Origin of the sequence: Enemella evansiae (assembly GCF_004362375.1) — a bacterium.
Classification (GTDB): domain Bacteria; phylum Actinomycetota; class Actinomycetes; order Propionibacteriales; family Propionibacteriaceae; genus Enemella; species Enemella evansiae.
The window spans coordinates 630,074-644,237 of the sequence record NZ_SNXA01000009.1; the positions used below are offsets into that span (position 1 = coordinate 630,074).

Sequence of the window (14,164 nt, forward strand, 5' to 3'; positions counted from 1 at the left end):
GGATGAAGGCTACTACACCCGGCGCTGACGCCTCAAATCAATACCGCTCAGTCTTCGGCGAGGGTGACCTCCAGGCCGCCGATCATCGCCGAGGCCAGGTTGTAGAGGAAGGCACCGAGGGTGGCCAGCGCGGTGAAGATCACCACATCGATCACCGCGATCAGCGCCGCGGTGCCCATCACCTTGTTGGTGTTGATGTAGTCCTGGATCCGGAACGGGGTGGTGTCACCCGGGGTCTGGATCACATCGCCGACCATCTTGTTGATCTCGTCGAACAGGCCCGACGAGCCGATCACGGCCCAGACGGTGCCGGTGGCGACCCAGAGCACGATGCCGGCCGCGACCGAGAACAGGAACGCCGTCTTCATCACCGACCACGGGTCGACCTGGGAGAGCCGCAACCGGGCCTTGCGAGTACGCCGGGCGGCGCCCAGCGTGCTGCGGGTCGCGGGGCGGCGGCTCAGCTCGGCGGCCGAACCCTCGGGCTCGTGGGTGTCCTCACCGGACCGCGCCGCCGGCGGCGGCACGGCAGCGGCCGCGGCACCGGTGTCGCTGCTCGGCTCGGTGAAGCTCGGGCGCCCGCTGCCGGCCTGGCCGGCGTTCGGGTCACCGGTCCGGCTGACCTGCTGACCGGCCGTGGTCTGGTCGCCGCGATCACGGCCGCGGAGCTTGGCCGCCAGGGCGCCCGCCCCGGCACCGACCGCTGCCGCGCCGCCGGCCAACCGGGCACCGGCACCCTTGGACTCGGTGGTGGTGGGCTGCTGCTGCGTACCAGCCTGCTCGGCACCCGCGGCACCGGCACCCGCGGCACCCGCACCCGCCGGCGAATCCTGCCCGGGGCGGAAGAGCTGCCGGCCGGGGGTCGGGTTCTGCGCGGTCGGCTGGTCCGCCTCGTTCCGCGGCGCCGGCTGTTGCTGCGGCTGCTGGGCGCGCTGCGCGGGCTGGGCCGGGGACTGCGGCGCGGCGGGCGCCTGCTGCGGCGTACCCGACTGCTGCCGGGCCCGCGCCGGGCCCGCACCGTCACCGGAGCCGTTCGGGCTCGCGGCACCGGAGGACTGGCCCGCCTGACCGCCGCGAATCCGGCCCATCACGCGATCTGCGCGACTGGCGGCGTCACCGCCCGGTTGGCCACCCTGACCGTAGAAGTCCTGCTGACCGCGAACAACGGTCTGCTCGGCATCCGACTGGCCACCCTGACGGGTGCGGCCGGTGCCCTGCGGATCACTCACGGTTGTCCTCCTCCGCCTCGGCGGCGTCCTCGTTCACATCGTCATCCGGCGACCCATCATGCCCGCCGGACTCAACCGCGGTCGATTCGTCCACCTCGACCACGACCTCCTCGGCCGGACCGTCACCAGCGGCAGCCTCCTCGGCCGCCTCCGCCTCGGCCGCGACCTGTTCCTCCGGGTTGAGGGCGATCAGCGAGACCGCGTCATTGCCCTTCACCCCGACGAACTTGACTCCCATCGTGTCACGTCCCTTGACCGGAACCTCGGCGACACTGCTGCGGGTGATCTGTCCGGACTGCTTGATCGCGATGATCTCGTCGCTCTCCTGCACCACCAGACCGCCGACCAGCTCGCCGCGGCCCTCGTTCAGCCGCATCGCCTTGATACCCAGGCCACCGCGGCCCTGCTGGCGATATTCGCTGACCTTGGTGCGCTTGGCGTAGCCACCGTCGGTGACGGTGAACACGTAGCGGTCGTCCTCGGGCAGGTCCGCATCGATGACGGCCATCGACAGCAGCTTGTCGTCGTCGCGGAACTTCATCCCGGTGACACCGGAGGTCGCCCGGCCCATCGGCCGCAGCTGCGCGTCATCGGCGGCGAACCGGATCGACTGGCCGTTGCGCGAGATCAGCAGCACATCGTCCTCGGGGCTGACCAGCCCGGCGCCGATCAGCTCGTCGTCCTCGTCGCGGAAGTTGATCGCGATCACGCCGGCCTGGCGCGGTGAGTCGTACGCCGGCAGTGCGGTCTTCTTGACCAGCCCGTTGCGGGTGGCCAGCAGCAGATATTCCGCATCCTCGTACCCGCGGATCGCCAGCACCTGCGCGATCTTCTCCTCGGGCAGGAAGCTGAGCAACCCGGCCACGTGCGAACCGCGGGAGTCCCGGCCGCCCTCGGGCAACTGCCACACCTTGGCCCGGTAGACCCGGCCCATGTTGGTGAAGAACAGGATCCAGTGGTGGTTGGTGGTGGTGAACAGGTGCGCCACCTCGTCGTCGGCGCGCAGGCTGGCGCCGCGTACGCCGCGGCCGCCGCGCTTCTGCACCCGGTAGAGGTCGGTGCGGGTGCGCTTGGCGTACCCGCCCTGGGTGATGGTGACGACCACGTCCTCGTCGGGGATGAAGTCCTCATCGGACAGGTCGCCGTCGGCGGAGATGATCCGGGTACGCCGGTCGTCGCCGTACTTGTCGACGACCTCGGCGAGCTCGCTGCCGATGATCTCGCGCTGTCGGTCCTCCGAGGCCAGGATCGCCTTCAGCTCGGCGATCCGCTTCTCGATCTCGGCCAGGGTGTCGATGATCTTCTGCCGCTCGAGGGCAGCCAGCCGGCGCAGCTGCATGTCCAGGATCGCGGTGGCCTGGACGTCGTCGATGTCCAGCAGTTCCTTCAGACCCTCGCGCGCCTCCTCGGTGGACGGCGAGCGGCGGATCAGCGCGATGACCTCGTCGAGCGCGTCCAGCGCCTTCACCAGGCCGCGGTAGATGTGGGCCTGTTCCTCGGCCTTGTTCAACCGGTACTGGGTACGTCGGCGGATCACGTCGAGCTGGTGGGCGATCCAGAAGGAGATGAACTGGTCCAGCCGCAGGGTGCGCGGCACGTCGTCGACGAGCGCCAGCATGTTGCAGCCGAAGGTGTCCTGCAGCGCGGTGTGCTTGTAGAGGTTGTTCATCACCACGCGCGGCTGGGCGTCGCGCTTGAGCACGATGACCAGCCGCTGACCGGTCCGCGCGGAGGAGTCGTCGCGGATGTCGGAGATCCCTTGGAGCCGGCCGGAGTTGACCAGTTCGGCGATCTTCAGCGCCAGGTTGTCCGGGTTGCACATGTGCGGCAGCTCGGTGACGACCAGCAGCTGGCGGCCGTTCTTGTCCTCCTCGATGTCGATCACCGCGCGCATGGTGACCGACCCGCGGCCGGTGCGGCAGGCGTCCTCGATGCCCTTGCGGCCGACGATCAGCGCACCGTTGGGGAAGTCGGGGCCCTTGACCCGCTCGATCGCGGCCTCGAGGAGCTCCTCGGCGGGCGCGTCGGGGTGCTGCAGGCTCCACTGCACGGCCTCGGCGACCTCACGCAGGTTGTGGGTGGGGATGTTGGTGGCCATCCCGACCGCGATCCCGGTGGAGCCGTTGACCAGCAGGTTCGGGAACCGGCTGGGGAGCACGACCGGTTCCTGCTCGCGGTTGTCGTAGTTGGGCTTGAAGTCGACGGTGTCCTCGTCGATGTCGCGGACCATCTCCATGGCCAGCGGCGCCATCTTGCACTCAGTGTACCGCATCGCGGCGGCCTTGTCGTTGCCGGGCGAACCGAAGTTGCCCTGCGAGGAGACCAGCGGGGCGCGCATCACCCAGGGCTGCGCCAGGCGTACCAGGGTGTCGTAGATCGCCGAGTCACCGTGCGGGTGGTAGAGGCCCATCACCTCGCCGACGATCCGGGAGCACTTGTTCCAGCCGCGATCCGGGCGGTAACCGCCGTCGTACATGGCGTAGAGCACGCGGCGGTGTACCGGCTTGAGACCGTCCTTGACGTCCGGCAACGCGCGGCCGACGATCACGCTCATCGCGTAGTCGAGGTAGGACCGTTGGATCTCGACCTGCAGGTCGATCGGTTCGGTGGTGCCCTTCTCGGGCGGGGTGATCTCGTCGACCACCGAATCGCTCTCGTTGGTCGGCTCGTCCGGGGTGTCTGTCATCGAGCATCCTCACTGATCGGGCCCGGCGGGACCCGCCATTGAAATGGGTACGCCGCAGCGGCGGGAGGAGCCTCCCGGCGGGCACACCCATATCGCGACTTGGCCATCTCGGCGATTCTATCCGGTCAGAACCAGTTGGTACGCCTCATCGCGGCGTGTGGGCCCATCGACTGGAAAGATTCAGACCGGAGGTGGAGATGAGGGGTCTCGGCAGACGGTTCGCAGGCCGACGCGGCGACCCGGATCGCCGGGCGGCTCGGCTCGAGCTGGCCCCGCGATCCATCGAGGCCTGGGTGCATCCATCGAGCGCTGCAGCACGCGATGGGTGCACTGTGGGCTCGATGGATGGGCAGGTAGTGGATCGCCGAGGTACCGGTCGGTCCCGCGGACTGACTCAGCGGGAATCGGAGCCGACGTGCACGGCGAACAGGGTGAGGATGGCTCCGGCGATGAGCGAGAGCGACGCCGCTGTAGCGATGGTGACTCTGGCCTCACCGAAGATGCCCCATCTGGGCGACTCGAGCAGCACGAACTGGAGCCAGGTGAATCCGACTCCGAGACCGAGCACGACGGCACCGATCTGGGCCAGTTTCGCCGACCGTTCGGATCGCTCACCGGCGAACCACAACAGGGCGGCCACGACGGCTACGACGGTCGCGCCCCAGACGGCCGGCAGCACACCGAAGGTGATCCAATGGCCCTCGGGAGCCTTGTCGGTGAACAATCTGACGATCAGCGACAGCAGCGACAGCGATTCGTCACCGAGGTCCCCGTCCTCGTCGGTCATGAAGGGCAGGAACAGTCCGGCGATCAGGGCGACCAGCGCCGTCACCTGGACCATGCCGAACTGGCGACGCTCCAGTCTCTCCACCCGGTGGACCAGGCCCCAGTGCTCGCGCCGGATGTCACGCACCGTCGGGTGCGTGGGCCCGAACTCCTCTGGTGCGGAACCGTCCTTCATGTGAATCAGGGTAGGTACCGACCGGCTCACCGGGCTCCGCCCGCGGACTGAACCCAACTGCGATCCAGCGAACCGTACGTGCATCCCGCCAGCCCTATAGGGCAAGCGGTATCACCAAAAGATTCGCTGGATCGCGAACGCGCGGAAACTCAGCTCCTGGCGATGATCGGGTTGCTGACCGTACCGACGGATTCGACCTCGACGGTCACCTCGTCACCGGGGTGCAGGAAGACCGGGGGCTTGCGGCCGGCGCCGATGCCACCGGGCGTACCGGTGGCGATGACATCACCGGGCAGCAGAGTGATCGTGTCGGTGATGTAGGCGATGATCCTGCTCACCGAGTGGATCAGGTCGCGGGTGTTGCCCTTCTGCATCACCTCGCCGTTGACGCGGGTGGTCACCTCGAGCTCGCCGGGATTCGGGACGTCGTCGGCGGTCACCACCGGAGAGATCGGGCCACTCAGGTCGGCATTCTTGCCCACCGTGAACTGCGGGGTCTCCAACTGCTTGGTCCGCGCGGACAGGTCGTTGAACGCCGCATAACCCAAGACGTGATCGTCGGCGTTCTGCTCATCGGCCTGCCAGACCTCGTCCCCGATCACCGCGGCGAGCTCCACCTCCCAGTCCAGACCGGGTTCGTTCGGCGGCACCGGCACGCCGACCCCATCGACGGTCAGCGACTGCTGCCAGCGGCCGAAGATCATCGGCACCTTCGGCTCGTCCAGACCGGCGAGGTCCTTCGACTCGTCGGCATGACTGCGGTAATTGATGCCCACACAGAAGATCCGGGCGGTCTCGGGCACGGCCGGAGTCAGCTCGAGGCCGGCGAGCGGGCGTACCTCACCCCCGGATCCGGTGAGCGCCGCCTTCGGGTCCCGATAGAAGTCCGCGGCACTCCCCAGGTCGCGTACCCCATCGCCCTCGATGGCGCCGATGTGGCGTACCCCGTCCTGCACGAATCCGGTCAGTTTCATGATTTCCTTCTCTGGTTGGCTTCTTGGCGTCACACGCGGTTGATCAGGGTTGACCGTAGTGCGGCCCGGTCGGGAACTCCTCGACGACGGCACCCTCGGGGATCGCGTCATTGGCCAGATCACTGCCGTAGGGCCGAGACATCTCGTAGGCGATCTCGCGGACGATCTGGCCGTCCTTCATCTCGAACAGATGCACCAGCCGCATGCTGAGTCGGTCGCCGGGTTTGAACGGCAGGTTGGGCATCTGGTCCCCGACGACGGTCATGTCGATCACCTGGTCGTCGAACACGTAGTCCTCGGTGGCGAAGCGGCGCAGCGTCGTCGCCTTGTTGAAATGCACCGTGCTGTAGATCCCCATGTACGCCTCGCGCACCTTGGCCGGGTCGGTGAGATGCTGGCCGCGGTTCGGCCCCTCCCAGCTGATCTCGGGTCCGTAGAGCGCGATCGCCTTGTCCACGGTCTCCGGCGCCTCGTTGTGGAAGTGCGCCTCCACGACCTTGAGGTTGTGGGCGATCAACTCATCGCGGGTCATCGTGGACGTGTCGATCGGTCCCGGCAGGACCTCATCCTCGTTGATGGTCATCGTTCTCCTCCCTTGGAATGGCCCCACGGCGTCATCCTCCTGCTGACAGTTCCTGGCAACAGATCTCTCATGTGCCGAGGGATTGCCTTCGACGCTAGGCCTGTCCGAGAAATCTGTCAACAGTTTCTCTCGACACCGATTCCGGTAGGCGCGGTAGGCTGCCCAAGCAGATCGGTACCCCTTCGGACCGTGCCCGACCGGGCACCCAGTGAAAGGCCTGGCAGACGTGACCATCGAAGCGAAGGCGTCGCCGACGATGTCGGTCGATGAGATCTTCGTCCAGCTCCGGAACGAGATCCTGCACGGACAGCTCGAGGCGGGTGCGGTGATCAGCCAGGTGAAGCTGGCCGAACGGCTCGGTGTGAACCGGACGCCGCTGCGGGAGGCGTTGCGGATGCTGCAACGTGAACACCTGGTCACCGCCGAGCTCAACCGCCGCGTTCGGATCGCCGGGCTCGACTCCACCGACCTGGTCGACCTCTACGCGCTGCGGATCACCGAGGAGGCGCTCGGCATCCGGCTCAGCGTCCCGAAGTTCACCACGGCCGATATCGCGGAGCTGCGGGATCTGCTCGCTTCGATGGATGAGTACGCCGACCCGGAGACCGTCGATGTCTGGGAGACCTATCACCGGCGCTTCCACCGCCTGCTGATCAGTCACGCCGGGGAGCGGATCACCGGGGCCGCCTACGATCTGGCCGACTACTGCGAGCGGTACCGGCGCGCCCTGCTGGTCAGCCGGCCGATCTCCTTCGACATCGGCCGCGCGGATCATCATGCGATCACCGACGCCTGCGCGGACCGCGACGCGGATCAGGCCGTGCACGCTCTTTCCCAGCACCTCGCGCGCACCGCGCTGAGCCTGCTCTCGATGACCGATCCGGCCTTCGACCCGCGACCGGTACGCGAGGCATTGGCGCTGGTTACCCGCGCGTGACCCGGCCGCGGTGAGTCGTCAGCGTTTGGTGCCCACCGCGAAGTAGGTCAGCTTCGCAACGATCGTGTCGGTGACCGTGTCCAGCGCCACCGTTCCGCCCGCGCCGGTGGCCGCCGCCGCCATGCGGGTCCGTGACGCGGGGTTGTGACCTCCCGAAGGCCAAGGCTGAGAAGTCTGGCCTGTGCCTGAGATTTGCAAAATGATGTTCCATGACCCCCGCCGATGTGGTTGGGTCCGTATTAGAGAGTTCCCATGAACCACACCTGCATTGAGGAGATTGTGATGAAGAAGGCCTTCGCCGCCGCTGCCCTGGGCATCGGGATGGTTTCCGCTGCCGCGCTCGCCGGCGCCCCCGCTCACGCCGCACCGAGCGGCAAGGTCACCGCCAGCTACGGTTGCCAGTCGGCCACCTTCACCAACAACAGCGGCAGGACTGCCACGGTGACCTATGGCTACGCGGGGTCGGAGAGCAACAAGTCGGTGACGCTGTCGCCCGGGGCCTCGAAGTCGGTGAAGGCGACCTCGGGAGAGAGCAAGAGCTTCGGCTGGATGGCCAAGACGGCGAATGGCACCGAGGTGGGGCTCGAGGACTATCCCGGGGTGAACCTGTTGAAGTACTGCTCCGGCACCGGTTCCAGCAAGCCGTCCACCGGGGGGCTGGCCAAGACCGGCGTCTGAGGGGCGATCTGTTCATCTCGACACGTCGTCCCGGCGTCGCTCCGCGGTGCCGGGACGGCTACTCGATGAACGTCAAGTCGGCGGGCGGAGGACGTCGAGGTCGACGCCGCCGTTGATCCCGTCGACGCGGGCCCAGAACTGCACCTGCCAGATCCGCCATTCCCCACTGGGGCGGAGAAAGAAGCTGGTCGTCCACTCGGGCCGGCCGGCGACCGGTGCGATCTGGTAGACCGAGGTGAAGCTGTTCCGCGCGTACACCACGAGCGGCCGACCCCAGGCCGCCTCGACGGCGGTGACGAAGGCTGTCAGCTCGGTGTCCACCCATTGCTGCGAGGGCCGGTCGGTGCAGCTGCCGATCAGTTCCAGGTCGATCGCCGGCGCGAGCGCGGCGGGGTCGGGCGGCGCGGTACGCAGGAAGTTCGCGGCCTGTTCGGCGCCGGGTGCGCACACCGTGAAGAAGTGGTACGCCCCAGCGGGCACCCCGGCGCGGCGGGCCTCGGCCCAGTTCCGGGCGAAGAACGGGTCGACCCAGCCCCGACCCTCGGTGGACTTGATCATCGCCGCACCGATCCCGTCCGCGCGTACCCGTTGCCAGTCGATTTCCCTTTGGTGGTTGGAAACGTCGACCGCGAGCAGCTCACCGGGTTGCAGCGCGGGCCGGTACGCCGGGACCGCGAGGTAGCGCACCGCCAGTCCGATCAGAGCCAGTGCGAGCACCGCGATCCCCGCCGCCCGCAGGCGGCGTACGATCACGGTGCTCGTCATCGGCTCAGATGTCGAGGAAGCGGACGTCTTTGGCGTTGCGCTGGATGAAGTGCCGGCGCGATTCGACGTCTTCGCCCATCAGGATGGAGAACATCTCATCGGCGCGGGCGGCGTCCTCGAGGGTGACCTGCAGCAGGATCCGCTGCTCGGGATCCATGGTGGTCTCCCACAGGTCGTCGGGGTTCATCTCGCCCAGACCCTTGTAACGCTGGATCGGGTTGACGTTGGGCAGCTTCTTGCCCTCGGCCAGGCCCTTCTCCCGCAGCGCATCCCGCTCGGCATCGGTGTAGGCGAGTTCGTGCGGGGCATTGGTCCACCGCAACCGGAACAGCGGCGGCTGGGCCAGATAGACGTAGCCGTGGTCGACCAGCGGCTTCATGAACCGGAACAGCAGCGTCAGCAGCAGGGTCCGGATGTGGGCGCCGTCGACGTCGGCATCGGCCATCAGCACGATCTTGTGATAGCGCAGTTTGGCGATGTCGAAGTCCTCGTGCACACCGGTGCCGAGGGCGTTGATGATCGCCTCGACCTCCTTGTTCTGCAGGATCTTGTCGATACGCGCCTTCTCGACGTTCAGGATCTTGCCGCGGATCGGCAGGATCGCCTGGATCCGCGGATCCCGACCGCCCTTGGCCGAGCCACCCGCCGAGTCACCCTCGACGATGAAGACCTCGCACTCCTCGGGGTTGGTCGACTGGCAGTCGGCGAGCTTGCCGGGCAGACCGCCACCACCGAGCAGACCCTTGCGGTTGCGGGCCAGGTCGCGGGCCTTGCGGGCCGCCTGCCGCGCGGTCGCCGCGTCCTGCGCCTTGCGGACGATCAGCTTGCCCTCGGTCGGGTTCTCCTCGAACCAGTCGGAGAGCTTGTCGTTGACGACCTTCTGCACGAAGGAACGCGCCTCGGTGTTGCCGAGCTTGGTCTTGGTCTGACCCTCGAACTGCGGTTCGGCGAGCTTGACCGAGATGATCGCGGTCAGCCCCTCGCGGATGTCCTCGCCCTTGACCCGGTCGTCGGCCTTCTTCATCAGGCCCCAGGTCTCACCCCACTTGTTGACGGTGTTGGTGAGCGCGCCGCGGAAGCCCTCCTCGTGCGTACCGCCCTCATGGGTGTTGATGGTGTTGGCGAAGGTGTGCACCGATTCGGTGTACGCGGTGGTCCACTGCATCGCCAGCTCGACGCTGAGGCCCTCGTCGGCGTTCTCGGCCTCGACATCGATGACGGTGGGGTTGATCGTCTCCTTGCCCTTGGTGAGGTAGCGGACGTAGTCGATCAGGCCCTCGTCGTAGCGGTAGTCGGCGGTGTTCGGGTGGCCGTCCTCATCGACGTGGTCCGGCCGCTCGTCGGTGATCCGGATGGTCAGGCCCTTGTTCAGGAAGGCCATCTCGCGGAACCGGGTGGACAGCGTCTCGAAGGAGTAGTCGGTGGTCTCGAAGATGTCGCTGGAGGCGTAGAAGATGACCTTGGTGCCGGTCTCGTCGGTCTCCTCGCCGCGCTCGAGTTCCCCGGTCGGTACGCCCAGGTGGAAGCCCTGCGTCCAGACGTAGCCGTCGCGGCTGACCTCGACGGTGAGCCGGTCGGAGAGGGCGTTGACGACCGAGGCGCCGACGCCGTGCAGGCCGCCGGAGACCTTGTAGCCGCCGTCGCCGAACTTTCCGCCGGCGTGCAGCTCGGTGTAGACCAGCGTCACAGCGGGGATGCCGGTCTGCGGGTGGATCTTGACCGGGATGCCGCGGCCGTTGTCACTGACCGAGATGCCGCCCTCGGGCAGCACCTTGATGTCGATGGTGTCGCAGTAGCCGGCCAGCGCCTCGTCGACGGAGTTGTCGACGATCTCGTAGACCAGGTGGTGCAGGCCGCGCTCACCGGTCGAGCCGATGTACATGCCCGGGCGCTTGCGGACCGCCTCCAGACCCTCCAGCACGGTGATCGCGGAGGAGTCGTAGACCCCGGCGTCGACGAGATGCTTCTTCTGTGCCTCGGCCTTCTCCTCGACCGTGGCGGACTGCTCGGCGGTGATGCCCGCAGCGGCGTTCGGCACCGGCACATCCGCGGTCTCGTCGGGACGCTCGTCAGGGGCGTCAGTCATGGGTCTCCTATCTCCCTACAGCATGGCAAGTCTACCCGCAGAAACCACCGATTCGCGGAGATCTGTGGGCCGTTTGGACACCGGTTTGCGATCACACGCCCGCTGATGCCGTTGAGACGGGTTCGACACCCGTCCCCGGTCCCCACCACGCGGTACGCCTGGTCGTCACGTCTGAGCGGGGGCTCCGGCCGAGTCTGGACGAGCCGACCGTCTTGGTTCACCCCAAGTATCCGGGGCTTCGCCGAGTGGTCCGGCCGGGCCTTCGTTCGCCGCCGCCATCGCGGGGCCGGCCGACCAGGTGGCTGCTGCCCATCTATCTGGTGGCGGTTCAAGGCCATCAGTGGCGAAGACCGCGGCCACTTTGTCCGGGATACCGGGCCAGGCTCCAATTTCCCCCGGACCGGTTCACCAGACGTCAGCCGTTGACCACGAATCCCTTCAATCGATTGGGTATGGAACTGGGGTCTATATTGATCGGGCGACCGTCCTGTCTATAGATCATGACTTCCTCGGGCACTCCGTCGTCTGTCACCGACAAAAGTATAGAAATTGTCTCGCCATCAGTATCCTCGGCTTCCGCCTCGACTGGTATCCCCTTTTGGATCTGTGGAATCGGCACAGGATTCTCTGGAAAAATAAGGAAGCTGAGGCTGTCGGACCAGCTTGGAGAAACATGAAACGACTCCAGTTGTCCCAAAAGGCATGTCGACCCATCGAAGTCTTCATGCGCGAGTCGCTCAAGTAGCTTTCGTTGCCAGGACTGCGGCCTGCTACGGCTTGGGGAAATAGTAGGTTCCGACATGGATAGTGCTCCCATTCTTGATAGGCATTGCTCTATACTCTACGATTCTTCCCCCGACGGTACTCCGACCCCACAGGGATCCGGCTGGAGCATGGGTGGAGTTTGCGAGCCGTATGCCTTGTTAATATCGGCCCAAGAGGTCGGTGTTAATCCGTAACCATTCCTGCTGTACCGATCATAGAATCGGCCTGGATGGAGGTAAGCTATTAGCTTGGTCGCAGCCTTTGTTTTTGGGGCTTTGGCAATAGGTTTCGAGTATGCAGCACGCGAGTTTCTGAACCTTCGATCAGCCTCCTGGTAACGGTACCCCTTGATTCCATAGCCTTGCTTGTAACTGACACCACCGGCCCGCCAGGAGGGTGTTCTGTAAGCGGCATTGTTTGCGCGCATTTGTGATTGTGTATGGCTGTAACCCTTCTTCTTGCTGCCGTTGAATACCTGGAGGTATCTGGTGTACATCTGCCCGTCCATGTCGTCGGGGCGGAGTCCGGTCGGGTCGGGTTGATCGGTGGGGTTGTTTGTTGCCGTAGCCGTATGCGTTCCACTGGGTCGAGCTGCTGCTTGCATCCAGGATCGGGTCGGGTTGGAGGAACCGGCCGGTGGCGGGGTCGTAGTCGCGCGCGCCGATGCGGATCATACCGAGTGCGGGGTCGTTCAGGCCCTGCACGAAGCCACAATCGGAGGCAAACCGGGTCGCCATATCACGGGGTGCGCCGTAGGGGGTGGTGCGCTGAGTGGTGACCGCCCCGTTGGTGTTTTGGACCTGCCAGGCAGCGGTGTTGTTGAGGTCGGGCCAGAGCGTGTAGACATCGAAGTCGTTGCTGCTGGTGCGCATGGCCACGGTCTGACCGGCGAACTGGACGTAGCGTGCGGAGGCTGATTCTGCGGCCGAGCTGGTCGTAGGTGTAGGCGAGGGTTTCACCCTTGGCGTTGGTCGAGGTGAGCATTTGCCCGGCCACGTCGTAGCTGCGGCTGGAACGGCCGGTGTCCGGGTCATCCCCGCTGGTTTTTGGCCCTGCAGGTTGTAGTTGTAGGTCCAGGTGTTGTCGGCGTGGTCGGTCGTACCTCCTTTGCTCAGCCAACGGGTGGCAGGCTCGATTCATCTCGAACACGCTCATCTCGACACGCTCGCTGCGCGAGCTACTCGATGAGCGGAGGGATGTGGCTCCGCTCCGACGGGGTTGCTGCTCGATGAACGGATGGCGTGGTTTCGACTCGGTCGTACGTCCCTCGCTCAGCCAACGGGTGGCAGGCTCGATTCATCTCGACACGCTCATCTCGACACGCTCGCTGCGCGAGCTACTCGATGAGCGGAGGGATGTGGCTCCGCTGCGCCGGGGTTGCTACTCGATGAGCGGGGGCATGACTTCGAGTCGGTCGTACCTCCCTCGCTCAGCCAACGGGTGGGCCGGGCGCGATAGGGTCGGACCGTGGTTTCGAGGACTCCGGAGTATCTGGCTCAGAACGTGTTGCGGCCGGTGGCGCGGGCGGCGATCTTTCTCACCGTGACGGTGCCGGAGGGCCGAGAGGCCGATGTCCGCGACGCCCTTACCGATGTGCCCTCGCTGATCCGGGCGGTCGCCTTCCGGGTGCCGGAGGGTCAGCTGAGCTGCGTCACAGGGATCGGCGCGGAGTTCTGGCAGCGGGCGTACCCCGACCTCGAACCGCCCGCCGACCTGCACCCGTTCATCCCGCTGGACGGCGGCAAACATCAGGCCCCGCGTACCCCCGGTGACCTGCTCTTCCACATCCGCTCGATGCAGGTGGACATGTGCTTCGAGCTGGCCCGCCAGCTCCAGCTCCGCTTCGGCGATTCCATCGAGATCGTCGACGAGGTGCACGGCTTCCGCTACTGGGACGACCGCGACCTGCTCGGCTTCGTCGACGGCACCGAGAACCCCGACGCCCCACTGGCCCAGGTCGAGGCGACGCTGATCGGTGATGACGACCCGGTCTGGACCGGCGGCAGCTTCGTCATCGTGCAGAAATACCTGCACGACCTGACCACCTGGGACGCGATCTCGGTCGAGGAACAGGAACGGGTGATCGGGCGGACCAAGCTCGCCGACATCGAACTGCCCGACGACGTCAAACCCAGCAACTCCCACGTCGCGCTCAACCAGGTCAACGACGCCGACGGCAAGCAGTTGCAGATCGTCCGCGACAACCTGCCCTTCGGCCGCCTCGACGGGGAGGAATTCGGCACCTACTTCATCGGATACGCCGCCGACCCCGGCGTCACCGAGGAGATGCTGCGGAACATGTTCCTGGGCAAGCCGGCCGGCAACTACGACCGGATCCTCGACTTCTCCACCGCCGTCACCGGGTGCCTGTTCTTCGTGCCCCCGGCCGGTTTCCTGGAGGAACCGGAGGCGTACGCCAGCACCGAGGCCAGCGACGAAACCCCCACCGAGCACCAACCCGCCACCGATGGTTCACTCAACATCGGTGGTCTGTGAAGGA

The 14,164-nt window shown here is 66.4% G+C and carries 11 protein-coding genes; 3 read left to right on the forward strand and 8 right to left on the reverse strand.

Features of this window, described 5'->3' with window-relative positions:
- Positions 1–47: 47 nt before the first annotated feature.
- The 5 genes from C8D81_RS20905 to C8D81_RS11030 all read right to left on the reverse strand — a co-directional run bounded on the left by C8D81_RS20905 (position 48) and on the right by C8D81_RS11030 (position 6,433).
- On the reverse strand, positions 48–1,229 hold the full coding sequence (locus C8D81_RS20905; protein ID WP_166646767.1) for a DUF3566 domain-containing protein: 1,182 nt from the start codon (positions 1,227–1,229) through the stop codon (positions 48–50).
- A complete protein-coding gene (gyrA, locus tag C8D81_RS11015) occupies positions 1,222–3,915 on the reverse strand; it encodes a DNA gyrase subunit A (protein WP_133626068.1) in 2,694 nt (897 codons plus the stop codon). Before gyrA ends, C8D81_RS20905 begins: the two co-directional genes overlap by 8 nt.
- Before the next feature lie 394 nt (positions 3,916–4,309).
- Positions 4,310–4,876, reverse strand: a complete 567-nt coding sequence (locus C8D81_RS11020) for a hypothetical protein (protein ID WP_133626069.1) — start codon at positions 4,874–4,876, stop codon at positions 4,310–4,312.
- A gap of 149 nt (positions 4,877–5,025) precedes the next feature.
- Positions 5,026–5,850, reverse strand: a complete 825-nt coding sequence (locus tag C8D81_RS11025) for a fumarylacetoacetate hydrolase family protein (protein WP_094431498.1) — start codon at positions 5,848–5,850, stop codon at positions 5,026–5,028.
- 43 nt (positions 5,851–5,893) lie between these two features.
- Complete coding sequence (locus tag C8D81_RS11030) at positions 5,894–6,433, reverse strand: nuclear transport factor 2 family protein (RefSeq protein ID WP_094356979.1); 540 nt, start codon at positions 6,431–6,433, stop codon at positions 5,894–5,896.
- 226 nt (positions 6,434–6,659) lie between these two features.
- On the opposite strand from C8D81_RS11030, the gene C8D81_RS11035 reads away from it, so the two are divergent.
- On the forward strand, positions 6,660–7,370 hold the full coding sequence (locus tag C8D81_RS11035) for a GntR family transcriptional regulator (protein WP_133626070.1): 711 nt from the start codon (positions 6,660–6,662) through the stop codon (positions 7,368–7,370).
- Between the two features lie 282 nt (positions 7,371–7,652).
- Entirely contained in the window at positions 7,653–8,048 is a 396-nt protein-coding gene (locus C8D81_RS11040) for a hypothetical protein (protein ID WP_094399647.1), read from the forward strand.
- A 72-nt stretch (positions 8,049–8,120) separates the two neighbouring features.
- Here C8D81_RS11040 and C8D81_RS11045 read toward each other — a convergent pair whose 3' ends face one another.
- The 3 genes from C8D81_RS11045 to C8D81_RS11055 all read right to left on the reverse strand — a co-directional run bounded on the left by C8D81_RS11045 (position 8,121) and on the right by C8D81_RS11055 (position 12,536).
- Complete coding sequence (locus C8D81_RS11045) at positions 8,121–8,813, reverse strand: GH25 family lysozyme (protein WP_094431494.1); 693 nt, start codon at positions 8,811–8,813, stop codon at positions 8,121–8,123.
- 4 nt (positions 8,814–8,817) lie between these two features.
- Positions 8,818–10,899, reverse strand: a complete 2,082-nt coding sequence (gyrB, locus tag C8D81_RS11050) for a DNA topoisomerase (ATP-hydrolyzing) subunit B (protein WP_094431492.1) — start codon at positions 10,897–10,899, stop codon at positions 8,818–8,820.
- 1,088 nt (positions 10,900–11,987) lie between these two features.
- Entirely contained in the window at positions 11,988–12,536 is a 549-nt protein-coding gene (locus C8D81_RS11055; protein WP_094431490.1) for an RHS repeat-associated core domain-containing protein, read from the reverse strand.
- Positions 12,537–13,131: 595 nt separating this feature from the next.
- Between C8D81_RS11055 and C8D81_RS11065 the strand changes: the two genes are divergently transcribed.
- Positions 13,132–14,160 carry a Dyp-type peroxidase gene (locus C8D81_RS11065; protein ID WP_094431486.1) on the forward strand — a complete coding sequence of 343 codons (1,029 nt, stop codon included), beginning with the start codon at positions 13,132–13,134 and terminating at the stop codon, positions 14,158–14,160.
- The last annotated feature ends 4 nt before the right edge of the window (positions 14,161–14,164 follow it).